Below are 25623 nucleotides of genomic sequence, written 5' to 3'. Positions count from 1 at the left end.
TCAGCGAGTGGCGTCGGCACCGCTGGCTGCCTTGGCAGCCACGGGCTTGACGCGTGGTTTGGGCGCGGGCGCCTTGGCCGGCACGACCGGCGCGGAAGCCGGCGGCGGCACCTTCGGCTTGCTGTGGCCCAGCGCCTGCAGCATGCGTTCATCCAGCGTCTGCACGGCCGAGGCCGGTGCGATCGCGGCCGGGTCCAGCGCCGCCGCGATCGCGTCAGACGCCGCGGCGTGCGCGCCCGAGGCCGCGGCCACCGCGCTGGCGGCCGCGCCGCTGGCCGGTGCGCTGCCGCCCGACATCACGGTAGCGCTGGCGATGCTGGCGGTCTGGCCGGTGGTAAACACGCTCGGCGTGGCCACCGGCGGGCGGCCCGCCGTGCGCTCGGCTTCCGGCGGCGCGATGGCTTCGAGCTCTGCTGGCCATTTGCCGGTCAGGTAGTAATCCATCACCTTGCGCGCGATCGGCGCGGCCACCGCGGCGCCGAAGCCGGCGTTCTCGACGATCAGCGCAATCGCGATCCTGGGGTTGTCGGCGGGTGCGAAGGCCGTGTACAGCGAGTGGTCGCGCTTGCGCTCGTCCAGCGCGTGGTGGTTGTACTTCTCGCCCTTGCCCAGGCTGTAGGTCTGCGCCGTGCCGGTCTTGCCCGCCGATTCATAGGCCGCACCGGCGAACGCGCGCGCGGCCGTGCCGGAGTGCGTCACCGCCACCATGGCGCGCTTGATCACGTCGATATCGGCCTGCTTGAGCGGAATGTGATAGCTTTCCTTGGGCACCGTCAGCGTGCGCTTGCGCGTGACCGCGTCTTCCACGGCCTTGACCAGGTGGGGCTTCATCACGCTGCCGTTGTTGACGATGACCGAGGTGGCCTGCGCCAGCTGCAGGATGGTGAAGCTGTTGTAGCCCTGCCCGATGCCCAGCGAGATGGTTTCGCCGTCGTACCACTTCTGCTGCTCGGGCTTGCGGTAGGCCTTGCGCTTCCATTCAGTCGACGGCAGGATGCCGCGGCTTTCGCCCTCGATGTCGATGCCGGTGATCTGGCCGAAGCCCAGGGGTTTCATGAAGTCGTGGATGCCATTGACGCCCATGTCGCGCGCCAGCGCGTAGTAATAGGTGTCGCACGACTGCACGATCGAACTGTGCATGTCGACCCAGCCATGCCCGCCCGGCTTGTCGTCGCGGAAGGTGTGGTTGCCCAGCGTGAAGGAGCCCGGGTCGTGCATGCCCCACGCCGCGGTGCGCTTGCCGGTGGTCAGCGCCGCCAGCGCCATGAACGGCTTGTAGGTGGAGCCCGGCGGATAGGTGCCGCGCAGCGGCCGGTTCAGCAGCGGCTTGTCTGGCGAGTTGTTGAGCTCGCCCCAGGTGTTGGAGTCAATGCCTTCGACGAACAGGTTGGGGTCGAAGGTAGGCTTGGAGACAAAGGCCAGGATGTCGCCGGTGGACGGCTCGATCGCCACCAGCGCGCCGCGGCGGTCGCCGTAGAGCGCCTCGGCCAGCTGCTGCAGGCGGATATCCAGCGACAGGATCAGGTTGTTGCCGGGCGTGGCGGGCGACGTGGACAGCGTGCGGATCGGGCGCCCGCCCGCGCTCACTTCCACTTCCTCGAACCCGGTCAGGCCGTGCAGCTCGGTCTCGTAACTCTGCTCCAGGCCGATCTTGCCGATGTAGTTGGAGCCCTTGTAGTTGTCGGCATCCTTGCGCGGATCATACCTGGCGCCGTCGGCATCGTTGGCCTCGTCCATGGCCTCGATGCGTTCCTGGTCGCGCTGCGAGATGCGGCCCAGGTAGCCGATCACATGCGAAGCCGACTCGCCCAGCGGGTACTGGCGGAACAGCCGCGCGCGCACGTCCACGCCCGGGAAGCGAAAGCGCTGCGCGGAAAAGCGCGCCACTTCCTCGTCGCTCAGCTGGCTGCGGATCGGCAGGCTTTCAAAGCTGCGCGACTCTTCCATCAGCCGCTTGAAGCGGCGCCGGTCGCGCGGCTGGATATCCACCAGCCCGGACAGGCCTTCGATGGTGTTGTCCAGCGTATCGGTCAGCTTGGACGGCGTGATCTCCAGCGTGTACGCCGAATAATTGCGCGCCAGCACGAGCCCGTTGCGGTCCATGATGATGCCGCGGTTGGGCTCGATCGGCGCCACCGAGATGCGGTTGTCCTCGGCCTTGGCCGAGTACTGGTCATGCTTGTACCACTGCAGCCACAGGAAGCGCGTGAACAGCAGGCCAAAGCAGATCACCGTGAACAGGGCCGCGGCCGCCACGCGGATGCGGAAGCGGCCGATTTCCAGTTCGACGTTGCGGATTTCGGTCATGGTACTGCGTTGGCCAGGGATGAGCGTTTAGGTGCGGTCAGGTGCGTGCGGCGTCAGATCGGCCGCGTCTCGTCGACGTCGCTCGAACGGCGCTGCGGCGCCAGCAGCAGGCTGGTGGCCAGCGGCCACAGCAGCGCCTCGATCGCCGGCGCCAGCAACAGTTGCCAGCCCGGCAGCGGCGCGCCCATGGCCAGCCGAATCAGCACCGGCACCGCGTGCACGATGAACAGCAGCGGCAGCACGTGCAGCGCCTGGGTATAGACGGTGAACCACAGCACGCGGCGGTGGATGGTGATGGCAAAGTAGGCCAGCAGGGTGTAGGCCAGCGCGTGCTCGCCCAGCAGCCGGGCATCGTGCACGTCCATCAGCAGGCCCAGCAGGAAGGCCACGCCCATGCCCACCTTGCGCGGCTGGTGGATGTTCCAGAACACCAGCACCAGCGCCACCATGTCGGGGATCCACAGCGTGGTGCCCCAGGGCATCAGGTTGAACAGGAACGCCAGCACGAAGCTGAAGGCAATAAAGGCGGGATTGACCGGCCGCAGCAGGTATTGGGGATTGGTCACCGTGGTGCCTCCTTGGCGGGCGCGGCCTTGGCAGCCGCCGCGCTGTCGGCAGCTGCGCGCGCCGCGGCGGACTTGGCGCCCCTGACCGGCGCCTCCGGCTTGGCCTCGACCGTTTCCCGCGCGGGGATGGCCGCGTCGTAGCGCACCACCAGCAGCTGGCGGTGCGCACGCACGCCGGCCACCGGCTCGCAGTACACGCGCGAGAACGCGGTATCGGCCTTGCGCTCGATATGGATGATCTTCGCCACCGGCAGGCCCGGCGGGTAGGTGCCGTCCAGGCCCGAGGTCACCAGCAGGTCGCCCTGCTGCAGGTCGGCGGCGGCGGCCATGAAGCGCAGGTCCAGCTGGCCTGCGCGCGCGCCGCCGAAGGCCACGCTGCGCAGGCCGTTGCGCACCACCTGCACGGGGATGGCCTGGTCCTTGTCGGTCAGCAGCGTCACCTCGGACTGGAACGGCGACACGCGCGTGACCTGCCCCACCACGCCGCGCTCGTCGATCACCGGATAGCCGGCGCGCAGGCCGTGCTGGCTGCCCTTGTCGATCACGATGCGCTGGCTGTAGGGATCGCGCGCGTCATACAGGATCTCGGCGGCCGTCACCGGCGTGGCCGACTGCTGCGCCAGCCCGAGCAGCTTGCGCAGCTGGTTGTTCTCGGATTCCAGCTGCGCCTGGCGCACTGATGCCTGGGCCTGCTGCACGGCGTTCTGGCGCAGTTCGCGGTTCTCGGTGGCGAGCATCGCCGACGACTGCGCGTAGTCGAACATCGTGCGCAGCGCGTCGCGCGGCGTCAGCACCAGGCGCTCGACCGGCATCAGCACCGTGGCGGCAACCTGCCGGCCCACGCTGAGCGCGTCGAAACGGGCATCGACCACCAGCAAAGCCAGCGCGATGGCCACGTACAGGACCAGCCTGGCGACTGCCGAGGTGCCTTGCTTGAAGAGCGGCGGAGGGGAGTAATCCATTTACCCGAACAAAGGCCGGAGCCCACGCGGAAACGCCCCGCCGCCCGCCGTGCCACGCCCGAGGCCCTTGCGGGGACGGGAGCGGCACGGTCGGGCGGCGGGAGCTGCCGGGGCCTGGCCCCGGCGGGTGAGGCGCCGCGACGCCGCCCTGATCGCTGGATCCGGCAGGCCGCGCATCGCCACGTGAGCGTCCTTCTTACTCGTAGGAGAAGATGCTGCCGAGCTTGTCCATGCGTTCCAGCGCCATGCCGGAGCCGCGCACCACGCAGGTCAGCGGGTCTTCGGCGACCAGCACCGGCAGGCCGGTTTCTTCGGCCAGCAGGCGGTCCAGGTCGCGCAGCAGCGCGCCGCCGCCGGTCAGCATCATGCCGCGCTCGGCGATGTCGGCGCCCAGTTCGGGCGGGGTCTGTTCCAGCGCGATCTTCACCGCCGACACGATCTGGTTGAGCGGATCGGTCAGGGCTTCCAGGATTTCGTTGGACGACACCGTGAAAGCGCGCGGGATGCCTTCGGACAGGTTGCGGCCCTTGACTTCCATCTCGCGGACTTCGGAGCCCGGGAAGGCCGAGCCGATTTCCTTCTTGATGGCTTCGGCGGTCTGTTCGCCGATCAGCATGCCGTAGTTGCGGCGGATGTAGTTGACGATGGCCTCGTCGAACTTGTCGCCGCCGACGCGCACCGAACCCTTGTAGACCATGCCGCCCAGCGAGATGATGCCCACCTCGGTGGTGCCGCCGCCAATATCCACCACCATCGAGCCCGACGGCTCGGACACCGGCAGGCCGGCGCCGATCGCGGCCGACATCGGCTCCTCGATCAGGTAGACCTGGCTGGCGCCGGCGCCCAGCGCCGATTCGCGGATGGCGCGGCGCTCGACCTGGGTCGAGCCGCACGGCACGCAGATGATGATGCGCGGGCTCGGGCGCAGCAGCTTGCTGTCGTGCACCATCTTGATGAATTGCTTGAGCATCTGCTCGGTGACGGTGAAGTCGGCGATCACGCCGTCCTTCATCGGGCGGATCGCCTCGATATTGCCCGGCACCTTGCCCAGCATCTGCTTGGCTTCCTTGCCCACTGCCGTGATGGTCTTCTTGGCATTGGGACCGCCTTCCTGGCGGATCGCGACGACCGAGGGCTCGTCCAGCACGATGCCCTTGTCGCGCATGTAGATCAGCGTGTTGGCGGTGCCGAGGTCGATCGCCAGGTCGTTGGAGAAGTAGCTGCGGAGAAATCCGAACATCAGGAATCCTGTCTGTGGTGGTGTTCGCGGGTAGGCGAAGCGGCCGGCACCGCGGGCGGTCCGGCCACGAAATACGTTGTGTTGAATACGGAATGGTTCCCGGCTTCCCCGTCCGCCCGCCGTCCGGCACCGGGGGCTGCCCGGGCCGGGATGGGATTGGGAACGGCACCGCCGGCGCACCGTGCGCGCCGGCCCTACGGGAACCTTTGATTAGACCCCGCGGAAAAGTTCGCGGAAATGTGCAGGCACCGGCGCACGATGTCGTTGACATGCGACATGCGCTGGCCGGCTGCAGAGGCCTAATCAGAGGACCCAGGTTCGCCCTTCGGGCGCCTGTGGATGCCAGGCGCAGGCGCGCCGGCCAGCGGCCGGTTTGCGGCCATGTGGCGTAGGCGTTGCCAAGGGTCGGTAACTCGCAATGATACCTTATAATTCCTGCTGCTTCGGGCGTTTACGGCCTGAAAATACCTGTAATTCCGACGACTCCGGGGCGCCACTCCGGCGCCCCCGGTCAGGCCACGGGCCGTGCGACTCAGCCGCCCCATGAGCCAGCCGCCGGCGCAGCCCGCGCCCCCCGCATCCGAGCATCCGAACCACCACGCCATGGCCCTCGCTCTATCCGACGTCAAGCGCATCGCCCACCTGGCCCGCATCGAAACCAGCGATGACGAGGCCGCCCAGACGCTTGCGCAGCTGAACAACTTTTTCTCGCTGGTCGAGCAGATGCAGGCGGTCGACACCACCGGCATCGAGCCGCTGGCCCACCCGCTGTCTGCCGTGCGCGACATGGTCCAGCGCCTGCGCGAGGACGTGGTCACCGAATCCGACCGCCGCGCCGACTACCAGCGCCCCGCGCCGGCCACCGAAGACGGCCTGTACCTGGTGCCCAAGGTCATCGAATGACCGCCGCCCGGCCCGGACCCGACGCACCCGTGCAAGCCTGTCCGCCGCCGGCCACCCGCCAGTACGCTACCCCTGATGCCAACCGACTGTCATGCCCTTTTCCGCTGATTCCGTGACCTCCCTGCGCCAGCTTGCCGATGCGCTGGCCGCGCGCTCCGTCTCCGCCGAGGAACTCGCGCGCGAGTACCTGGCCCGCATCGAGCAGGCCACCGCGCTCAACGCCTTTATCCACGTCGATGCCGAGCGCACCCTGGCGCAGGCGCGCGCCGCCGATGAACGCCGCGCCCGCGGCGAGGCCGCGCCGCTGACCGGCGTGCCGATCGCGCACAAGGACGTGTTCGTCACGCGCGGCTGGCGTGCCACCGCCGGCTCGAAGATGCTGGGCAACTATGAAAGCCCGTTCGACGCCACCGTGGTCGAGCGCATGGCCGCGGCCGGCATGGTCACGCTGGGCAAGACCAATATGGACGAGTTCGCGATGGGTTCGTCCAACGAGAACTCGCATTTCGGCCCGGTGCAGAACCCGTGGGACACCAGCCGCGTGCCCGGCGGCTCGTCGGGCGGCTCGGCCGCGGCCGTGGCCGCCGGCCTGGCCCCCGCCGCCACCGGCACCGACACCGGCGGCTCGATCCGCCAGCCGGCGTCGTTCTCGGGCATCACCGGCATCAAGCCGACCTACGGCCGCGTGTCGCGCTATGGCATGATCGCCTTCGCCTCGTCGCTGGACCAGGCCGGCCCGATGGCCCATAGCGCCGAAGACTGCGCGCTGCTGCTCAACGCCATGGCCGGCTTCGACCCCAGGGACTCCACCAGCATCACGCCCGCGCAGGGCGGCGTGGACGAGGACTACACCCGCCTGCTGGGCCAGCCGCGCGCCGGCGCCACCGCCGAGCGCCCGCTGGCCGGCCTGCGCATCGGCCTGCCGAAGGAATACTTCGGCAAGGGCCTGTCCGCCGACGTCGAGCAGGCCGTGCGCGCCGCGCTGGCCGAGTATGAAAAGCTGGGCGCCACGCTGGTCGAGGTGACGCTGCCCAAGACCGAGCTGTCGATCCCGGTGTACTACGTGATCGCCCCGGCCGAGGCCTCGTCCAACCTGTCGCGCTTTGACGGCGTGCGCTACGGCCACCGCGCGGCCGAGTACCGCGACCTGCTCGACATGTACAAGAAGAGCCGCGCCGAAGGCTTCGGCGCCGAGGTCAAGCGCCGCATCATGGTCGGCACCTATGTGCTGTCGCACGGCTACTACGACGCCTACTACCTGCAGGCGCAGAAGATCCGCCGCATCATCGCCGACGACTTCCAGCGCGCCTTCGCCCAGTGCGACGTGATCATGGGCCCGGTGGCGCCGACGGTGGCCTGGAAGCTGGGCGAGAAGACCTCGGACCCGGTGCAGATGTACCTGGCCGACATCTTCACGCTGTCCACCAGCCTGGCCGGCCTGCCCGGCATGAGCGTGCCGTGCGGCTTCGGCGAAGCCGGCATGCCGGTGGGCCTGCAGCTGATCGGCAACTACTTCGACGAAGCGCGCCTGCTGCAGACCGCGCACGCGTTCCAGCAGGCAACCGACTGGCACCTGCGCCGTCCGGGCAAGGCATGAACATGACCGCGCGCTCCTCGCTGACCCTGCGCCTGATGGCCGCGGCCGCGCTCGCCGCGGCGGTGGCCGGCTGCATCCCGCTGCCGGGCGGGCTGGGACGGCCCGCGCCCCCGGCTCCGATCGCCAGCCGCGACATCGACCTGGCCGGCGACTGCCGCCGCACCGAGGAAGACGGCTTCCGCGAGGACGCCCAGCTGCGCGTGTCGAACAACAGCGTACAGCAGCTGTCGTGGAAGCTGTGGGTAGGCAAGCGCGGCTCGTGCAGCTTCAACCTGGCGGACTTCCGCCAGGTCCAGAAGAAGCCGCATATCGAGCTGCGCGCCAATGACGGCAGCGGCTGCAAGCTGATGGTCTGGCAGGACCCGCGCCGCGTCACGCTGGCGCACGCCAACTGCCAGCAGCGCTGCACCCCCGGCATCTACGAAGAAGCCTGGCCCGTGATGTTCGAGCCGGGCAGCGGCGCCTGCGCCCGCACGCGCTGAAGCCATCGAAGCCAGCCATGCCCCACGCACCCGCCACCCCGCAACGCTCGCTGCGCACCGCCCGCCCGGCGGTGGCGGTGCTGCGCGCCGCGGTGGCACTGGGGCTGGGCGCGTGGCTGGCCGGCGCGGCGGCGCATACGCCGGACCTGCCCGCCTCCGCGCTGGCACAGCCGGCGCCGCTGACGCCTGCCGGCGTGCTGGCGCCGAATGCGGTGAGCCGGGCCGCGCCAGGATCTGCGGCAACGGCATCCGTGCCCGCGCAGCGCGTCGAACTGCGCGGCGATGCGGCCACGCCCGCGCTGACCGCCTACTGGTTCCTGCCGCGCGAAGGCACCACCGCGCGCGCGCTGCCCGTGGTGGTGGCCTTGCATGGCTGTGGCGGCCTGCTGTCCGCGCGCCCCTCGCGCGCGAGCGCAGCGGGGACCGACAAGGCGGACGTTTCCGGAATGCTGCAGCAACGCTACCGCGAATACGCACACTGGCTGACCGAGCGCGGCTATGCCGTGCTGATGCCCGACAGCTTCAGCGCGCGCGGCAGGCCCCACGGCATCTGCTCCGACCCCATCGACACGCGCGGCATCGACGACCGCACGCGCCGCGCCGATGCGCTGGCCGCGCTGCGCTGGGTGGCTCAGCAGCCGGCGGTCGACACCGCGCGCATCGTGCTGCTGGGCTGGTCCAATGGCGCGCAGGCGGTACTGGCCACCGTCGATGCCAGCCGCCCGTGGCCGGCCGGCACGCCCCAGGTGGAGCGCGCCGTGGCGTTCTACCCGGGCTGCAAGCGCGCGGTGCAGCAGCACAACTACCGCCTGCGCGCGCCGATGCTGCTGATGATCGGCGGCGCCGACGACTGGACGCCCGCCACCCGCTGCGCCATGCTGCAGAGCGCGGTGCTGGCGCGCCAGCCGGGCGCGCGCTTCCGGCTTGAGATCTACCCGGGCGCCTATCACGGCTTTGACGGCACCAGCGAGCTGCATATGCGCCGCGACGTGCCGGCGGGCATGCGCAAGACCCAGGGCGTCACCGTCGGCGGCGATGCGGTGGCCCGCGTGGCCGCGCTGGCCCAGCTCGACTCATGGCTTGCCAGCCCCGACCCCTGAGGGCCGGGGCAAGACCAGACTGAACCCAGGAGCAGCGCCGCTGCTCCACCGCAACAGACAGAACCGAAAGAACCGAACAGGAATACCGCCATGCAATGGGAAGTGGTGATCGGCCTCGAAACGCACGCTCAGCTTTCGACGGCCTCCAAGATTTTTTCCGGCACCTCGACCGCCTTCGGGGCCGAGGCCAATACGCAGGCCTCGCCAGTGGACCTGGCGCTGCCGGGCGTGCTGCCGGTGCTCAACAAGGGCGCGGTCGAGCGCGCCATCCAGTTCGGCCTGGCGATCGGCGCCACCATCGCGCCGCGCAGCATCTTTGCGCGCAAGAACTACTTCTACCCCGACCTGCCCAAGGGCTACCAGATCAGCCAGTATGAGATCCCGGTGGTACAGGGCGGCACCATCACCATCCAGGTCGAAGGCAAGAAGGGCGAGTTCTACGAAAAGACCGTCAACCTGACCCGCGCCCACCTGGAAGAAGACGCGGGCAAGTCCCTGCACGAAGACTTTGCCGGCATGACCGGCATCGACCTGAACCGTGCCGGCACCCCGCTGCTGGAAATCGTCACCGAGCCCGACATGCGCAGCGCCGCCGAAGCCGTGGCCTATGCCAAGACGCTGCACTCGCTGGTGGTGTGGCTGGGCATCTGCGATGGCAACATGCAGGAAGGCAGCTTCCGCTGCGACGCCAACGTGTCGGTGCGCCCGCTCGGCCAGAAGGAATTCGGCACCCGCCGCGAGATCAAGAACCTGAACTCGTTCCGCTTCCTGCAGCAGGCCATCGAGTACGAAGTGCAGTGGCAGATCGCCGAGATCGAGGACGGCCGCAAGATCCAGCAGGCCACCGTGCTGTTCGACCCGGATACCGGCGAGACCCGCGCGATGCGCACCAAGGAAGACGCGCACGACTACCGCTACTTCCCCGATCCGGACCTGATGCCGCTGGAAATCGATGCCGGCTGGGTGGACCGCGTGCGCGGCGAACTGCCCGAATTGCCGGCCGCGATGCAGGCGCGCTTTGTCTCGCAGTACGGCCTGTCGGCCTATGACGCCACCACGCTGACCGCCACCAAGGCATTCGCCGCCTACTACGAGGCCGTGGTGGCCGACGCCGGCGCCGCCAACGCCAAGCCTGCAGCCAACTGGCTGATGGGCGACGTGGCCTCGCAGCTCAACCGCGAAGGCATCGCCATCGACGCCGCGCCGGTCACGCCGGCGCAACTGGCGAAGCTGCTGACGCGCATTGCGGACGGCACGGTGTCGAACAACACTGCCAAGAAGGATGTGTTCCCGGCGATGTGGGCGGGTGAGCATGGCGGCGATGCCGATGCCATCATCGCGGCCAAGGGGCTGAAGCAGATGTCGGACAGCGGTGAGCTGGAGAAGATCATCGACGACGTGCTGGCGGCCAATGCCAAGTCGGTGGAGGAATTCCGCGCCGGCAAGGAGAAGGCGTTCAATGCGCTGGTGGGTCAGGCGATGAAGGCCACCAAGGGCAAGGCCAATCCGGCGCAGGTGAACGAGCTGCTGAAGAAGAAACTGGGGTAATGGGGTAAGGGCGGGCAGGACCAGCGAACCGTCAGCGGCAGGCGTATCCTACTGGCCTGCGCCAAAAGTCAGGAGATCCCCATGAGCTGGTCCGCCCACCAATACGTCGCCTTCGAAGACGAACGCACCCGCCCGGTCCGCGACCTGGTGGCTGCCATCCCCAATGAGATCGCGCGCAGCGCGGTGGATATCGGCTGCGGGCCGGGCAACTCCACCGAGGTGCTGCTGGCGCGCTATGCGGGGGCGTCGGTGACCGGGCTGGACAGCTCGCAGGACATGGTCGACGCGGCGCGCAAGCGCCTGCCCGACGTGCAGTTCCGCGTGGCCGACATCGGCGCCTGGGACGAGGCCGGGCCCTATGACGTGATCCTGGCCAATGCCGTGCTGCAGTGGCTGCCTGACCACGCCAGCCTGTTCCCGGCACTGGTATCCAGGCTTGCTCCCGGCGGCACGCTGGCCGTGCAGATGCCGGACAACCTGGAAGAACCCGCGCACCGGCTGATGCGCCAGGTGGCGGCGGAAGGCCCGTGGGCAGAAAAGCTCGCCGGCGCCAGCAAGGCCCGCGCCGAGCGCGCCCCGGCGCAGTGGTACTACGAGCTGCTGCGCCCGCTGTGCCAGCGCGTGGATGTATGGCTGACCACGTACCACCACCCGCTGGCGGGCGGCCCGGCCGCGGTGGTGGAATGGTTCAAGGGCAGCGGCCTGCGCCCCTTCCTGCAGCCGCTGGACGACGCCGAGCGCGCCGCCTACCTGGCGCGCTACGAAGCCGAGATTGCCAAGGCGTACCCGGCGCTGCCGGATGGGTCGGTGCTGCTGCCGTTCCCGCGCCTGTTCATCGTCGCGACGCGCTGAGGCCCTACGCAGGCTTGTGGCAGACCGCTTCGATGTTGTGCCCGTCCGGGTCCAGCACGAAGGCGCCGTAGTAGTCGGGATGGTAGTGCGCGCGGATGCCCGGCGCGCCGTTGTCGCGCCCGCCCGCGGCCAGCGCCGCGCGATGGAAGGCATCGACGGTCTCGCGGCTGTCCACGCGGAAGGCCACGTGCAGCGGCGGCTGGTTGGGCGTGCCGCGGTGGATCCAGAAGTCGGGTCGGCCCGGCGGGCCGAAGCCGGCCACGTCGGTGCTGCCGGTGACGCTGGCCGGGAATTCCTTGTCCAGCACATAGCCGATGGCGCCCAGCGCCGCCTGGTAGAAGGCGCGGCTCTTGCCGTAGTCGCTGACGCTTACGCCGGTGTGGTCGATCATGGGTCGCTTCCTTGCAAGGGTGGGAGGGCGCTCAGGCCAGGTCCAGCACGCTCATGGTGGCGTTCAGGCGGCTGACCAGCACGGATTCACCGTGGACGTCGGCAAAGACATCCGCCTCTACCACGATGATCGCGCGGCCGGACTTGAGCACATCGGCACGGCAGCGCAGCCGTTCGCTGCGCACGGCCCTGAGCAGGTTGATCTTGAACTCCGCGGTGACCACGTGCTGGCCCGCCTCCAGGATGGTGGACGCCGCCGCGCCCGCGGTGTGGTCCGCGATGGTGGCCTGCACGCCCGCATGGACGATGCCGCCGTGCTGCAGGTGGCGCGGCGTAATGGCCAGCGTGGATTCGCACCAGCCGGGCCCGCAGTCCGCCAGCGTGATACCGACGTCGTTGACGAAGGCGGCCTGGCGGAAGCCCGCCTCGATGGTGTCGCGCAGCAGAAGCCGTTCCTGTTCGGTGGTCATGGCTGTTCCTTGTGGGGTCACTGCATCACCGGGATGTGCGCATTGCAGCGTGAAGGCGCCGGGCTGTCAACCATCCATGCGCCTTTTACGCCGCGCCGAAGCGGGCCGGCGTGCTGTCGCCTACACTGGAAGCATCCGCGACCCGCATGCGCGCCTGACCGCATGCAGCCCGCCATGATCGCCGACGCCCATCCCCCCAAACTACGCAGCAAGACGCGGCCCGCCGCCGCCTTTGCCGCGCTGACGCAGGCAAGCCTGGCGCGCATGGAAGCAAGCCTGGCCCAGCTGTTGCACCGCGACGAGCCCGAAGACCTGCACGCGCTGCGCGTGGCGGTGCGTCATGCGCGCGCGGTGCTCTGGGCCCTGGGGCCGTCGTTGCCGCGGCAGGAGCGCGATCGCTGGACGCATGACCTGCGCATGCTGGCGCGCGCCACCAGCGACGTGCGCGACTGGGACGTGTTCCTGGCCGAAACCATTGCCCCGGCACGCAAACTGGAACCGGACGATACCGTGCTGTCGGCCATCGCCGACACCGCCCGTGAGCGCCGCGACACCGCACGTCAAACCATGCTGTCGGCCCTGGCCGGCTACCGTGACTGGCCACTGCCCGCGCTGCATCGCGACCTGGCGCACCTGGCCCATCTGGCCGCCCGCGCCCGCAGTGACGGTGGCCGCCTCGGACCCTTTGCGCGCAAGCGCGTGCGCCGCGGCCGCAAGCGCCTGCGCGCGCTGGCAAGGGCTGCACGCCGTGGCGATCCCCGCGCGGTGCATGAGCAGCGCATCGCCGGCAAGCGACTGCGCTATGTGATCGAGGCGTTCGCGCCGGTGCTGCCATCCCGCTACACCAGGGAGCTGCATCGCAAGCTGGTCAAACGGCAGGCAAAGCTCGGCCGCTTTGTCGACGGCATCGTCGCGCGCCGGCTGCTGGCCGACTGCCTGCAGGCGCAGGCAATGCCGGACGAGGCGCCGCGGCCGCTGCCCGGCGCCAGCTGACCACCCCGCCCGCCATGGCGGCCTGCCCACCGCGTGCCACGCCAACCGCACCCGATCTGCGACAATACCGCCATGACTGCTCCCCAGGTTCCCATTGCCGCCATCGCCACCGCGCCCGGACGCGGCGGCATCGGCGTGGTGCGCGTGTCGGGCCCCGATGTCGGCCCCGTGATGCGCGCCGTCTGCGGCCAGGCGCTGAAGCCGCGCCACGCCACCTACCTGCCGTTCCTCGATGGCCATGGCAAGGTCATCGACCACGGCCTGGCGCTGTATTTCCCGGCGCCCAATTCCTATACCGGCGAGGAAGTGCTCGAACTGCAGGGCCACGGCGGCCCGGTGGTGATGCAGATGCTGCTGACGCGCTGCCTGCAAGCGGGCGACGGCATCGGCCTGCGCCTGGCAGAGCCCGGCGAGTTCACGCGGCGCGCCTTCCTCAACGACAAGCTCGACCTGGCCCAGGCCGAGGCTGTCGCCGACCTGATCGAAGCCAGCACCGAGGCCGCGGCGCGCTCAGCGGCGCGTTCGATGGAGGGCGAATTCTCCAACGCCATCCGCCAGCTTGTGGATAAGGTCATCCACCTGCGCATGCTGGTGGAGGCCACGCTGGACTTCCCCGAGGAAGAGATCGATTTCCTGGAGCAGTCCGACGCCCGCGGCCAGCTTGCCACCATCCGCACGGAACTTGGCGGCGTGCTGGCGCAGGCGCGCCAGGGCGCGCTGCTGCGCGAGGGCCTGTCGGTGGTGCTGGCGGGCCAGCCCAATGTGGGCAAGTCGTCGCTGCTGAACGCGCTGGCCGGCGCGGAGCTGGCCATCGTCACGCCCATTGCCGGCACCACGCGCGACCGCGTGCGCGAGACCATCCAGATCGACGGCATCCCGCTGCATATCATCGACACCGCCGGCCTGCGCGAGCACGCCACCGATGAAGTCGAGCGCATCGGCATCGAACGCACCTGGGACGCCATCCGCCGCGCCGATATCGTGCTGCACCTGGTCGACGCCACCGACTACCTGCGCCACGGCCTGTCGGAGATTGACGACGCCATCGACGACCAGCTCAGCGGCCAGCTGCCGCCGGGCTCGCCGATCGTGCGCATCGTCAACAAGATCGACAAGGCTCCCGCGGTTGGCGATGTCGTCTTCGGCGGCAACCGCCCGCATGTGGTCGCCGCCAACGGCCCCAACCCGACCGAGATCTGGATCTCGGCGCGCACCGGGGCCGGCATTGAACTGCTGCGCCGTGAGCTGCTGCGGCTGGTGGGCTGGCAGTCAGGCAACGAAGGCAACTTCCTGGCGCGCGAACGGCACCTGACGGCGCTGCGGAATGCGCAATCGCACCTGGATATCGCCGCGGAGCAGGCCGAGCACCAGGCGCAGGCGCTGGACTTGTTTGCCGAAGAGCTGCGGCTGGCGCAGGATTGCCTGAACAGCATTACGGGTGAGTTCACCAGTGATGATCTGCTGGGAACAATCTTCACGCGCTTCTGCATCGGAAAATAGGCCGCAGCGCCGGACGATCAAGCCAGGCGCCGACGCCTGACCTCAATCCAGGCTCAGGTGCGAGGTCTTGATGGTTTCGCTCCAGCGCAGGCGTTCCGCCGTGACAAAGGCGGCGAATTTCTCCTGTGTCTGTCCGCCTGGAATGCCGCCCATCCGGCTGATTTCGGCAACCATGTCCGGGGCGCGCAAGACCGCGACCAAGTGCTCATGCAGCCTGGCTGCGATCTCCGGCGGCGTGCTGGCTTTCACAAAGATGCCGATCCACGCCGTCGACAACAGGTTGCCCACCCCGGCTTCCTCCATGGTCGGCACCTCGGGCAGGCTGGGGATTCGCCGTGCGGACGTCACGGCGAGCGGGCGCAGCTTGCCGGCCCGGATATGCGGCAAGGCCTGTGTCAGGTTGTCAAACTGGAAAGTCGTTTCACCGGCCAGCAGCGCGGTGGTCGCCGGCGTGGAACCGCGATAGGGAACGTGAATGGCATCCGTTCCCGTGCGCTGCTTGAGCAGTTCGCCGGTCAGGTGACTGGTCTGGCCGATGCCGGAGGAGCCGAAGGACAGCTTGCCGGCCTGCGCCCTCATTTGCGCGACCAGGTCGGCGGCGCTCCGGATCGGCGACTGTGCGTTGACGACCAGGACACTGGGAAAGGAGATGACATCGGTAATCCCCACCAGGTCGTCCGGCTTGTACGGCAGGGTCTTGTAGGCGCTGTAGTTGATCGCCTGCGGCCCGACATTCCCGGCCAGCAGCGTGTAGCCGTCGGCGGCCGCGCGTAGCGCCGCCTGCGTGCCGATGATGCCCCCGCTGCCGGGCCGGTTGTCCACGATGACAGGCTGGCCAAGGCGAGGGCTCAGTTTCTGCGCGAGCAGACGTATGGGAATATCGATCGTGCCCCCTGCCGCGCCCGGCACGATGATGGTGACCGGCCGCGCCGGCCATGCCGCGCCCGTTTGCGCGGACACAGCCGGGGCCACCATCATTGCGCCCAGCGCAGCGGCAAGTGCGAGCGCCAGGCGCCTGGTACTGCGGAGTGCTTGCATGGCATTGCCTCCTTCTTCTCAGTGTTGTCCTGTTCACGCCTGCGAGCGATTGCCGGCATCGGCAAACCGCCCGAGATGCGCCGAGGCATTGCCGAGCAGTGCATCGTTGGCCATCAGGCGCTTGCTGTAGTGACTGATCGGGGTTTCATCCTGCATGCCGATCGCCCCATGCAGTTGCAGGGCGTCGAGCGCAAGCGCTCGGCTGGCATGGCCAACCATGTACTTGGCGGCGCTGACGCGACGCGAGCGCTCGGCCGGCGGCACCAGGCGCCAGCCTGCAACGGCTTCGCGCACCAGCTGGCGCGCGGCATGCCAGGCGCGATAGTGGTCGACCACCCGGTGCTTAAGCACTTGCTGCTCTGACAGGGTGCGGCCGAACTGCTTGCGCGTGCGCATGTACTCCACCGTGAGGGCAAGCGATTGCCGCATGGCCCCGATGCTTTCCGCGCAGAGGGCGAGGGTGGCAAGCTCCAGCGCGTCGTCCAGCAACGCCGTGGCGTGGTCTGCGCCGCAGAGCAGCGCGGACGCAGGCAGTTCGACGTCGTCGAAGCGAACATCCGCCGCGCTGCGCCCGTCGTGGAGCTGATAAGCACGCATGCCGACACCGGCCGCCTGGCTCGGCACATCGAACAGCGCCAGCCCGCCTTCAGGCAGGCAAGCCGTCACGAACAGATGCTGCGCCCGGGCCGCGCCCATCACCAGCCGGTTGACGCCTTGCAGGCGCCAGCGCGTGCCGTCCCGGCGCGCAACGGTTTCGGGATGGTGGGCGTCGTGGCGGGACTGACCCTCGCGATAGGCCAGCGCGCAGCGGACCTGGCCGCCGGCCAGCGCCGCGAGCAGCGGTCCGCGTCCTTCGGCGTTCTCCGCGCCAAGCAGGACCTGCGTGCCAAGGACCGCGCTCCAGAGCATGGGCTCCACCACCAGGGCCTCGCCGAGCGCCTCCAGCAATGGCACGAGGTCGGACAGGGTGCCGCCCAGGCCGCCGTCGCCCTCGGGGATCAGCAGGCCGGTCAGGCCCAGGTCGGCAAGCGCAGCCCATACGGCAGGGTCGAAGCCGTCCCTGGCAGCCACGGTCTCGCGCCTGCGCTCGAAGCCGTAGTGCTTGTCCAGCCAGCGGCGCAGGGTACCGTCCATGATCGCCTGCTGCTCGTCCAGCTCGTCCTGGCGGGGACGGTCGATCTCGGTCAGTCCGCCGAACACGGCCTTGGCAACGATCTGGCGTTGTATCTCCGACGAGCCCCCCGCCAGCGTGATGCCACGATAGCGCCAGTAGTGCAGCGGAAAATTCTCGGCATGGCCAGGCGATAGCGGCTCCGGATTGGGCTCGCCATCGATCGCGCGGGGATCGAAGGGCAATGTCCGGGCACCAAGCGCATCCAGCCTGAACGTGTGCAGGTCCTGCAGCAGCAGGTTGCCATCGAGCTTGAGCAGCGAAGCTTCCAGCTCCGGGCTGCCGCCCTGCTCGGCAAGCCGCACTGCCGGCCACCATGCCGCTTCGAGCGCGCGCATGCGAATGTCCAGCTCGGCATGCCGACGCGCCAGCAAGGCGTCCTCGATCTGCGCGCCGGGGCCCGGGCGCCATTTGCCGGCCAGTTTCGCGACGCTGGCCAGCTCCGCCTTGCAGTCCCCTACCCGCGCGACGAACAGGCGCTCGATCACCAGCAGTCCCTTGGCGATCGACCAGCCGGCGTGTTCCACGCCCACAAGGTTGGCCGCGGGCACCCGCACGTCGTCGAAGAACATCTGCACGTGGAAGTGCGCGCCATTGATAAAGCGGATCGGCCGCACCGTCACGCCCGGTGCGCGCAGGTCCATCAGCAGCACCGAGATGCCCTCTTGCTTGCGTCGGGCAGCCGGATCGGTGCGGACCAGCACCAGTGCCCAGTTGGCCCACTGGCCCAGGGTCTGCCAGATCTTGCTGCCATTGACGACCCATTCGTCGCCATCGCGCCGCGCAACGGTACGCAATGACGCCAGGTCGGACCCGGCGTCGGGCTCGGAATAGCCTTGCGCCCAGAAGTCATCGAAGGACAGCATGCCTGGCAGGAAGCGCCGGCATTGCTCGGGCGTGCCGTAGCGGATCAGCGTGGGCCCGATGGTATCGATGCCGAGATTGTCATAGCGCGGCGCGTCGCTGGCCGCCAGCTCTTCCCGGAAGATTGCCTGCTCCACCAGCGACCACCCCGGGCCGCCATGCTCGCGCGGCCAGCCGGGCGCCGCCCATCCGCGCGCATGCAGGATCCGCTGCCAGCGCACGGCCTGCTCGCGCGTCACCAGGCAATGGGCGCGCGAAGCGGCCCGGATATCGGGCGGGACCGCCTCGCGCAGGAAACTGCGAACCCCCTGGCGGAATGCATCGAGGCGATCGGCGCGGGAATGATCTGACATCGTTGGCCCTTTGATGAAAGCGTTGCTGGGTTGCGTTCTCCTGACGGGATCACAGTCACCCTGGCGACCACGCCGGCTTGCGCTTCTCCACGAATGCCGCCACGCCTTCCTTTGCGTCGTCGGTTGCCGCGATATTCCCGAAGCTCTCCACCGCACCGGCTACGCCGCGGCGGTAGTCGGAGTCGTTGGCGCGCAGGAAGGCCGCGCGGCCCATCCGCATGATGGTGGGCGATTTCTCGCAGAAGGATCGCGCCAGCGCCCGGGCTTCGCGCATGACGTCCGGCTGCGGCACGACCCGGCTGACCAGCCCAAGCCGCCAGGCTTCGTCCGCATCGAATGCGCGCCCGGTGAACAGCAGGTCAAAGGCACGGTGGCGTCCGACGATGCGCGGCAGGTGCGTATAGTGGATGGCAGGGATCATGCCGACGTCGATCTCGGGATAGCCGAACGTTGCGTCCTCGGCCGCCACGATCATGTCGCACGAGATGGCCAGGGTCATGCCACCGCCGCGCGCCGCGCCCTCGACCGCCGCGATCGACGGCTTCTTCAGCTGGAACTGCGCCTCGCACAGCCCCACATAGAGCTTCTCCACCAGCGCATAAAGCTGGCTCGGCGAAGACTGCTGCACGGCATCGAGCCGCAGGCCGGCACAGAAGCGGCGCGGGATGGCGCTGCCGAGGATGACTGCGCGCACCGAGTCATCTTCGGCGGCGCGCCGCATGGCACCGATCAGGTCGTCGATCATGGCCTCGTTCAGCGCATTGACTGGCAGGCTGTCCAGCTGGATTTCAGCGACCTGGTCGCGCACGGCATAGCGGATGGAGGACATGGATTCCATTGGGTGGATATGGGATGGTCTTCAGTTGACTTGGGGGGGCGGGCTTGCCTCGCGCTCACTACGTGGCGGATCCGGCGACCGCCACGATGCCGTCGGCCTGGTAGCGCCGGATCATGTCGGGGCCATAGCCTGCCTCGCGCAAGATTTCCTCGGTGTGCTGCCCCAGCAAGGGCGGCGCGCGGTGCGCCTGCCGCTCGCCGTCGCGAAACCGCACCGGCAATCCCATGTTCCGGACCGTGCCCAGCACCGGGTGTTCCGATTCGACCACCAGCTGCCGCGCCTCCAGTTGCGGGTGGGCAAGGGCCTGGTCGAGTGTGTGGATGGGCGAGCAGGCCACGCCTGCCGCGCGCAATGCCTGCAGCCAGAATGCGACCGGCTGCGTGGCGATGCGGCGCTGCACGAGATCCACGGTGCGCGCGAAGTTGGCCACGCGCGCCGCATTGGTGGCGAACGCGGGATCATCGACATGGTCGTCCAGCCCGGCGACCGTGCAGAAGCGGCGCCACTGGGCATCGTTGCCGACGCCGATCATGAGGGGGCCGTCCGCGGCATCGAAGGCCTGGTACGGGGCCATGGCGGGGTGCGCGGTCCCCATGCGCGCCGGCGCCCGGCCGGTGCGCCAGTAGTTCTGCGCCATGTAGCCCATGAAGCCGAGCGCGGTATCGAGCAGCGAGACCTCCAGGTAGACGCCGTGCCCGGTCTTTTCGCGCTCGATCAACGCGGCCAGGATGCCACTGAAGGCATGCATGCCCGTGCCCAGGTCGACCGGGGAGAAACTGGCGCGCGCCAGCTTGCCTGCCGGATCGCCCATGGTGCTGATCATGCCGCTGAATGCCTGCAGCATGACGTCATAGCCGGGCTCGTTGCCGAGCGGGCCGGTGCGGCCGTAGCCGGAGATCTCGCAGTAGATCAGGCGGGGATTGCGCGCGCTCAGGCTGTCATGGTCCACGCCCAGCCGGGCCGCGGTGCCCCCGCCGAAGCCCTGCAGCACGATGTCCGCGCCGGCGGCCAGGGTCTGCACGATCTGCTGTCCCTCAGGGGTCTTGAGGTCGACCGCGATGCTGCGCTTGTTGTGGTTGACCGAAAGGAAGGTGGCCGACTGGCCATGCTCCTGCGGCAGCCAGGCGCGGGTGTCGTCCCCCACGCCGATCGGCTCGATTTTGACGACGTCGGCGCCGAGTTCCCCGAGATACTGGCCGCACAGCGGGCCGGCCAGCACCTTGCTCAGGTCCAGCACGCGAATTCCTTGTAGCGCAAGCATGGGCAATGGAATGGATGTGAAATCGGATGAGAGGACCGGGTGGCGGCTATTCCGCCCGCATGCCAATGCTGCGGGCCGCGGCCGTCCAGCGTTCAGCATCGCCGTCGACAAAGGCCTGCACTTGCGCCGGGGCAATCAGGAGGGGCTCTGCGCCACGCGCGGCCAGCGCGCGCTGATAGGCGTGATCGGCCAGCGCCCTGGCCAGGGCCTGGCGCAGCGCGGACACGATCTCCGGCGGGGTCCTGGCCGAAGCCTGGAGCGACAGCCAGTACTTCAGGTCCAGGCCGCCGTAGCCCGCCTCCTTCATGGTGGGGACGGCCGGCAACAGCGGCGACCGCTCAGCCGAGGTGATCGCCAGCCCCTTCAGCTTGCCGCCCTGTATCTGGCCCACGCAGGTGGTCATGCTGTCGAACAGGAAGTCCACCTGGCCCGCCATCACATCGCTGCTGGCCGGCGCGCTGCCCTTGTACGGCACTTCAATGGCGGAGAAGCCGGCCAGCCGCTGGAGCAGCGCACCGTAGATATGCGGAGAACTCCCCAGCCCGTAGGTGGCAAAGGTGAGGTTGCCGGGCCGCTGCCTGCCAAGGCTGACCAGGTCGCTCATGGTCGTGACACCAAGCTTGCCCGGATGGACCACCAGCACGTTCGGCACGGTGGCGGCAATGCCGATGGCCACGAAATCGCGCTGCGGCAGGAAGCGCGCGGCCGGGTACATCAGGGGATTGACCGCCTGCATGCCGACCGTGTTCAGCAACAGGGTATGGCCATCGGCCTCCGTGTCCAGCACGAGCTGCGCCCCCAGGTTGCCGCTGGCGCCTGGCTTGTTCTCGACCACGACCGGCTGCGCCAGCACCTGCGCGAGATGCTTCGCGGCCAGGCGCGCGACGAAGTCACCCGGCCCCCCCGCCGCGAACGGCACCACGATCCTGACCGGCCTGGAAGGCCAGCCCTGCGCAAACCCGTGCCGGGCCAGCAAGGCGGCGGCAGTGCCGAGCAGCAGGGTGCGGCGGCTGAATGTCATGGCAGTCTCCGGTGTGGTTCCCTTGCGCCCTGGCCGGACACGCTTGCCTGGCGGGCTGGGGAATCTGGTTGCCACTATGGCGCCGGCCTTGCTATAAGTAAAAGACCGTTTCACGATGCCTGGCATATATTTTTTATATACTGAGCCCCTGCCTTGTCGCGCGTTCACTGGGGAATCCCATCATGGCCATTGATATACGGGACTTGCGGTGCTTCCTGGCCGTCGTGTCCGCGGGTTCGATCTCGCGGGCGGCCGAGCACATGCACCTGGCCCAGCCGGCGCTGAGCCTCCAGATCAAGCAACTCGAGCAGGAACTGCGCGTCAGGCTGTTCGACCGTACGCAGAGGGGCGTGCTGCCCACGGCGGCCGGCCTGCGCTTCGTGAGTCACGCCAAGGACATCCTGACGCGCGTCGACCTGGCCTGCGAGGATGTCCGCGACTTCGTGGCAGAGCCGGCGGGCCGGGTCGCGATCGGCCTGCCCCAGTCCATGGCGCAAATCCTGACCCTGGCGCTGGTGCGCGAGACGCTGGCGCGCTGGCAGAAGATCCAGCTCCAGATCATCGAACTGAGCACGGGCTATATCCCGGAGCGCCTGCTCAGCGGGCACATCGACATCGGCCTGACCTTCCAGGTGGATCCTGGCGCCGGGCTGCTGTTCGAGCATCTGCTGGACGAGGACCTGGTCCTGGTGGGTCCCCCCGGCGCGCTCCATGGGGCGCCGGATGACGGCCCCGGCAGTCCGGGCACGGTCGGCCAGGTCGCCTTCGCCGAACTGGCTGACTACGCCATGCTCCTGCCGGCCGGGCTGCATGGCCTGCGCGCGCTGATTGACCGCTACGCGAAATCCCATCGCGTCAGCTTGCGCGTGCTGGCGGAAGTCAACGCCATTCCGCAGTTGATCGAGCTGGCCGCGGCGGGGGTCGGCTTCACCATCCTGTCCTATGCATCGGTCCGCCGCGAATTGCGCAGCGGCTTGCTGTCCGCCGCCCGGATCGTCGAACCCGGCATTTCGCGGCCGGTCTACCTGTGCCGCTCTGCCACCACCCCGCTGTCGATGGCCGCGTCGACCGTGCAAGCGCTGATTTCCGACACCGTGCAGGCCCTGGTCGCCGATGGCCGGTGGCCGGCACACGCTTCCTGAGGCGAGTGCTGCCTGCCGCGCAGACTACGCCCGGGTAAACTGTTGGAAACACCACAATCGAAGCTGCGATGCGGATTTTGTATTGCACCTTTCCCCGCCATGCGCCTGATCCTGATCACCTTCGGTACCCAGGGCGACTGCCGCCCCATGGTCGCGCTGGGCCTCGGCCTGCGCGCCGCCGGCCACGACGTGCTGATGCTGGGCGAACGCTCGGCAGCCGCGCTCGCGGCAGAGCACGGCCTGGCCTTTGCGCCGATGGCGGGCGATATCCAGCAGACGCTGGCGCCGGGCGGCGCGCTGCACAAGCTGATGACCGAAGGCGGCAACGTCGCCGAGGCCACGCGGGCATTCGCGCGCATTGCCGAGGACAACACCGAGGCGTGGATGGCGCAGTTGGCGCAGGCCGCGCGCGCTGCCGATGGCATCGTGTTCTCGGGGCTGACGGCGTATGTGGCGCTGTCGGTGGGCGAGCAGTTGGGCAAGCCGGTGATCGGCGCGGGCATGTTCCCGATCTCGCCGACGCGGGCCTTTCCGTCCGCGCTGCTGCCGCCGTTCAGGATGCCGGGGTGGGCCAATCGCGCCAGCCACCACGTGATCAATTTCGTGCTGTGGCGCATGTTCCGGAGCGCGACCAATGCTGCGCGCTCCAGGCTGTTCGGCGCGTCAGCGCGCAAGGCGATGTGGGCGGACTTTCCGACGCTGTACGCGATCTCGCCGCACCTGGTCCCGCGCCCGCATGACTGGCATGACGACTGGCTGGTGAGCGGCGCGTGGACCATGCCGCCGCAGCCGGACTGGCAACCGGACCCGCCGCTGCGCGACTTCCTGGCGGCCGGCGAGGCGCCGCTGTATATCGGCTTTGGCAGCATGGCGGGCTTTGACCGGCACAAGGTGGTGGCGGCGCTGGTGCAGGCGGTCGACGGCAGGCGCGCGCTGTTCTATCCGGGCTGGAGCGGCATCGACGTGGCGGCGTTGCCATCCAGCTTCCACGTGGTGGGCGCCACCCCGCATGACTGGCTGTTGCCGCGCGTGTCGGCTGCAATCCATCATGGCGGTGCGGGCACCACGCATGCGGCCGCGTCAGCGGGCGTCCCATCGATCGTGCTGCCGTTTGCGGGCGACCAGTTCTTCTGGGCGGGCCGGCTGGCGGCGCTGGGCGTGGCGCCGCGTTATGTCGCCGGACACAAGATCGACGCGACGCGGCTGGCGTCGATGATCGCCTTCGCCGAGCAACCGGCCACGCGCGAACGGGCCGCCACGCTGGGCCGCGCGATGGCCGCCGAGCGCGGCGTCGACCATGCCGTGGCGGCGATTGCGCGCTTTTGCGGCAGGCAGGGCGCATAATCCCGTACTGCCTTCCGCATTCACTGACGCAGGACCTTCCGATGTTGAACCGTACCCAGCAAATCCTTATTGCCATCGTCGCCGTGGCTGTCCTTGGCATGTTGTGGTTTGCCGGCAATGACCGCCGCGACGATGTCGGCGGCGCCGCGCCCGAGGCGCAGGCCGACGCGCAGGCCGCCGCCAGCGCGGTGCCGGCCAGCGACGTGCGCGGCGTGCCGCGCAACGGCACGCTGGATCCGGTCAGCATCGACCCGCAACGCCCTGCCGACCGCCTGCCGCAGCTGCAGGCCGACGCGCTGCTGAACGCATACCGCGACAACCCCGGGGAAGCGGACAGCCGCTATCTGGGCCAGTACCTGATCGTCGAAGGCGTTGCCAGCGGCATTCGCCGCGAGGGCGGGCAGGTCTTTGTCGACATCCGCACCAACGATCCCGGCGCGAATGTGCGCGCACTGCTGTTGCAACGCCAGATCTGCGGCCCGGCAGGGCGGGTGTGTGAAGTGGAAGCCCGCGCCACCATGGTGCGGCGTGGCCAGAAGGTGGCGGTGGAGTGCAATGGCGCGGGGCTGGCGGACGGCGCGCCGCTGCTGCGCGACTGCCTGCTGCGCGGCGGCGCCAACTGAGCGCGGCCAGCCTGAACCGGAGACCCTGTCATGCAATCCGTGCTGTCCGTGCTCGCCCTCATCATCCTGGCGGCGACCGCTGCCGGCCTGGCCTCGCCGCGCTGGCTCAGCGAGACGCTGCTGGGCGGCAAACCCGTGACGCGCCTGCAGGTGGCGGTGGTCGGCCTGTGCCTGGCCGCCTTCTGCCTGATCCTGGTAGGCCGCCTGGCGCAGAGCGGGGCTGGGGGCTGAGGCGGCTGCGGCACCACGCCGAAAGCGCGGGTGTTTGCCGTTCTGTTCGACCGATTGGATGGGCGCGCCGGCGCCTACAGTGTGAAGGCAGGCTGGCCGCATTGCGCAATGCATGGCGGCGGCGCCGCTTTCAGCCATCCAGGAAACCCATGAACAAAGCTCTGTTGGCCGCCGGCCTTGGCCTGCTGCTCACCGGCTGCTCGACCTACCAGGCGGTGGCCCCGGTCGACCGCCCCGAACTCTCTGAAGCCTACAACGCGTTCCAGCAGGCCGGCGGCGGCCCGCGCGGCTCCTATGGCGCCAACGGCACGCTGTTGTGCGTGGTCGTGAATCCGGTGGCGGGCAATGACTATGTCGAAGCGTTCCGCGCCTCGCTTGAGCTGCGCAATTTCGAGGTGAGGCTGGTGCGCCCGGATGCCTCAGTGGCCGCATGCCCGATGGTGGCTCTCTATAGCGCGCGCAGCGCCTGGTTCTGGATGTCTTACCTGAGCAGCGTGGACATTACCGTGTTCCACGAGGGCGACCGCGTCGGCAAGGCCATCTACAACGCCAACCGCAGCGCGGGCGGGCTCAACCTGAGCAACTTCGTGCAGCCGTCGTCCAAGCTGGATGAACTGGTCGAACAACTGTTCCCCGGCATGCTGCCGCCGCCCCGGCCGCCGGCGGGCACGGTGGCCACACCGGCAGCCTAGTCCGCTGCGTCAGAGAAAACGCACCCGAGCGGCTGTGCATCGAGGTCGCAGGCTAGGCGCAAAGCGCAGCAATAGCGCGGCTATTGCGAGCATTTGCAACGACGCATGCGGCCTTGAGGCGCAGTCGATCGGGGG

The 25623-nt window shown here is 69.0% G+C and carries 24 protein-coding genes; 13 read left to right on the top strand and 11 right to left on the bottom strand.

The features are described 5' to 3' along the window. The 4 genes from mrdA to RS901_RS06780 all read right to left on the bottom strand — a co-directional run bounded on the left by mrdA (position 1) and on the right by RS901_RS06780 (position 5075). Positions 1–2307, bottom strand: coding sequence for a penicillin-binding protein 2 (gene mrdA / locus RS901_RS06795; protein ID WP_316152262.1), 2307 nt, complete (start codon positions 2305–2307; stop codon positions 1–3). Positions 2308–2360: 53 nt separating this feature from the next. Continuing rightward, positions 2361–2873: a rod shape-determining protein MreD gene (mreD, locus tag RS901_RS06790; RefSeq protein WP_316152260.1), complete on the bottom strand. Its 513-nt coding sequence runs from the start codon at positions 2871–2873 to the stop codon at positions 2361–2363. Next, positions 2870–3835 (bottom strand): rod shape-determining protein MreC, encoded by a 966-nt coding sequence (gene mreC / locus RS901_RS06785; RefSeq protein WP_316152258.1) that lies wholly within the window; start codon positions 3833–3835, stop codon positions 2870–2872. The genes mreD and mreC overlap by 4 nt, the downstream gene beginning before the upstream one ends. 196 nt (positions 3836–4031) lie before the next feature. Continuing rightward, positions 4032–5075 carry a rod shape-determining protein gene (locus RS901_RS06780; protein WP_008648066.1) on the bottom strand — a complete coding sequence of 348 codons (1044 nt, stop codon included), beginning with the start codon at positions 5073–5075 and terminating at the stop codon, positions 4032–4034. Between the two features lie 603 nt (positions 5076–5678). On the opposite strand from RS901_RS06780, the gene gatC reads away from it, so the two are divergent. The 6 genes from gatC (at position 5679) to tam (ending at position 11557) form a co-directional block, all read left to right on the top strand. Then, positions 5679–5978, top strand: coding sequence for an Asp-tRNA(Asn)/Glu-tRNA(Gln) amidotransferase subunit GatC (gatC, locus tag RS901_RS06775; RefSeq protein ID WP_035819367.1), 300 nt, complete (start codon positions 5679–5681; stop codon positions 5976–5978). Between the two features lie 91 nt (positions 5979–6069). Beyond that, complete coding sequence (gatA, locus tag RS901_RS06770) at positions 6070–7575, top strand: Asp-tRNA(Asn)/Glu-tRNA(Gln) amidotransferase subunit GatA (protein ID WP_316152237.1); 1506 nt, start codon at positions 6070–6072, stop codon at positions 7573–7575. Continuing rightward, positions 7572–8057: a hypothetical protein gene (locus tag RS901_RS06765; protein ID WP_013955199.1), complete on the top strand. Its 486-nt coding sequence runs from the start codon at positions 7572–7574 to the stop codon at positions 8055–8057. Before gatA ends, RS901_RS06765 begins: the two co-directional genes overlap by 4 nt. 17 nt (positions 8058–8074) lie before the next feature. Further along, the gene (locus RS901_RS06760; protein WP_316152232.1) at positions 8075–9157 is read left to right on the top strand and encodes a dienelactone hydrolase family protein; all 1083 of its coding nucleotides are present in this window, start codon (positions 8075–8077) and stop codon (positions 9155–9157) included. A 90-nt stretch (positions 9158–9247) separates the two neighbouring features. Then, positions 9248–10705 carry an Asp-tRNA(Asn)/Glu-tRNA(Gln) amidotransferase subunit GatB gene (gatB, locus tag RS901_RS06755; RefSeq protein ID WP_316152231.1) on the top strand — a complete coding sequence of 486 codons (1458 nt, stop codon included), beginning with the start codon at positions 9248–9250 and terminating at the stop codon, positions 10703–10705. 81 nt (positions 10706–10786) lie between these two features. Continuing rightward, complete coding sequence (gene tam, locus RS901_RS06750) at positions 10787–11557, top strand: trans-aconitate 2-methyltransferase (RefSeq protein ID WP_316152229.1); 771 nt, start codon at positions 10787–10789, stop codon at positions 11555–11557. A 4-nt stretch (positions 11558–11561) separates the two neighbouring features. On the opposite strand, the gene RS901_RS06745 is transcribed toward tam, so the two are convergent. Both RS901_RS06745 and RS901_RS06740 read right to left on the bottom strand, forming a co-directional pair. After that, on the bottom strand, positions 11562–11948 hold the full coding sequence (locus tag RS901_RS06745) for a VOC family protein (protein ID WP_114136041.1): 387 nt from the start codon (positions 11946–11948) through the stop codon (positions 11562–11564). Positions 11949–11979: 31 nt separating this feature from the next. Continuing rightward, complete coding sequence (locus RS901_RS06740; RefSeq protein ID WP_114136042.1) at positions 11980–12417, bottom strand: PaaI family thioesterase; 438 nt, start codon at positions 12415–12417, stop codon at positions 11980–11982. 174 nt (positions 12418–12591) lie between these two features. Here RS901_RS06740 and RS901_RS06735 point away from each other — a divergent pair, with 174 nt between their 5' ends. Both RS901_RS06735 and mnmE read left to right on the top strand, forming a co-directional pair. After that, positions 12592–13410: a CHAD domain-containing protein gene (locus RS901_RS06735; RefSeq protein ID WP_316152225.1), complete on the top strand. Its 819-nt coding sequence runs from the start codon at positions 12592–12594 to the stop codon at positions 13408–13410. Positions 13411–13482: 72 nt separating this feature from the next. Beyond that, the gene (mnmE, locus tag RS901_RS06730; protein WP_316152224.1) at positions 13483–14910 is read left to right on the top strand and encodes a tRNA uridine-5-carboxymethylaminomethyl(34) synthesis GTPase MnmE; all 1428 of its coding nucleotides are present in this window, start codon (positions 13483–13485) and stop codon (positions 14908–14910) included. 42 nt (positions 14911–14952) lie between these two features. Here the strand turns inward: mnmE and RS901_RS06725 are convergent, their stop codons facing one another. The 5 genes from RS901_RS06725 to RS901_RS06705 all read right to left on the bottom strand — a co-directional run bounded on the left by RS901_RS06725 (position 14953) and on the right by RS901_RS06705 (position 21456). After that, a complete protein-coding gene (locus tag RS901_RS06725; protein WP_316152223.1) occupies positions 14953–15948 on the bottom strand; it encodes a tripartite tricarboxylate transporter substrate binding protein in 996 nt (331 codons plus the stop codon). 33 nt (positions 15949–15981) lie between these two features. Next, positions 15982–18336: an acyl-CoA dehydrogenase family protein gene (locus RS901_RS06720; RefSeq protein ID WP_316152222.1), complete on the bottom strand. Its 2355-nt coding sequence runs from the start codon at positions 18334–18336 to the stop codon at positions 15982–15984. A gap of 55 nt (positions 18337–18391) precedes the next feature. Further along, positions 18392–19165 carry an enoyl-CoA hydratase/isomerase family protein gene (locus RS901_RS06715; protein ID WP_316152221.1) on the bottom strand — a complete coding sequence of 258 codons (774 nt, stop codon included), beginning with the start codon at positions 19163–19165 and terminating at the stop codon, positions 18392–18394. 67 nt (positions 19166–19232) lie between these two features. Further along, positions 19233–20435 (bottom strand): CaiB/BaiF CoA-transferase family protein, encoded by a 1203-nt coding sequence (locus tag RS901_RS06710; protein ID WP_316152220.1) that lies wholly within the window; start codon positions 20433–20435, stop codon positions 19233–19235. Between the two features lie 46 nt (positions 20436–20481). Continuing rightward, positions 20482–21456 carry a tripartite tricarboxylate transporter substrate binding protein gene (locus RS901_RS06705; protein WP_316152219.1) on the bottom strand — a complete coding sequence of 325 codons (975 nt, stop codon included), beginning with the start codon at positions 21454–21456 and terminating at the stop codon, positions 20482–20484. Positions 21457–21638: 182 nt separating this feature from the next. On the opposite strand from RS901_RS06705, the gene RS901_RS06700 reads away from it, so the two are divergent. The 5 genes from RS901_RS06700 (at position 21639) to RS901_RS06680 (ending at position 25488) form a co-directional block, all read left to right on the top strand. Then, positions 21639–22598, top strand: a complete 960-nt coding sequence (locus RS901_RS06700) for a LysR family transcriptional regulator (protein WP_316152217.1) — start codon at positions 21639–21641, stop codon at positions 22596–22598. A gap of 99 nt (positions 22599–22697) precedes the next feature. After that, a complete protein-coding gene (locus tag RS901_RS06695; protein WP_316152216.1) occupies positions 22698–23942 on the top strand; it encodes a glycosyltransferase in 1245 nt (414 codons plus the stop codon). A 41-nt stretch (positions 23943–23983) separates the two neighbouring features. Beyond that, a complete protein-coding gene (locus tag RS901_RS06690; protein ID WP_316152214.1) occupies positions 23984–24565 on the top strand; it encodes an OB-fold putative lipoprotein in 582 nt (193 codons plus the stop codon). 30 nt (positions 24566–24595) lie between these two features. Next, positions 24596–24796: a hypothetical protein gene (locus RS901_RS06685; protein ID WP_316152213.1), complete on the top strand. Its 201-nt coding sequence runs from the start codon at positions 24596–24598 to the stop codon at positions 24794–24796. 149 nt (positions 24797–24945) lie between these two features. Further along, positions 24946–25488 carry an Sbal_3080 family lipoprotein gene (locus RS901_RS06680; RefSeq protein WP_316152212.1) on the top strand — a complete coding sequence of 181 codons (543 nt, stop codon included), beginning with the start codon at positions 24946–24948 and terminating at the stop codon, positions 25486–25488. The last annotated feature ends 135 nt before the right edge of the window (positions 25489–25623 follow it).

It is taken from the genome of Cupriavidus sp. BIC8F, assembly GCF_032465815.1.
In the GTDB taxonomy this organism is placed as follows: Bacteria; Pseudomonadota; Gammaproteobacteria; order Burkholderiales; family Burkholderiaceae; genus Cupriavidus; species Cupriavidus necator.
Note: the sequence above shows the minus strand (reverse complement) of the source record. Positions and strands in the feature narration are given on the sequence as shown.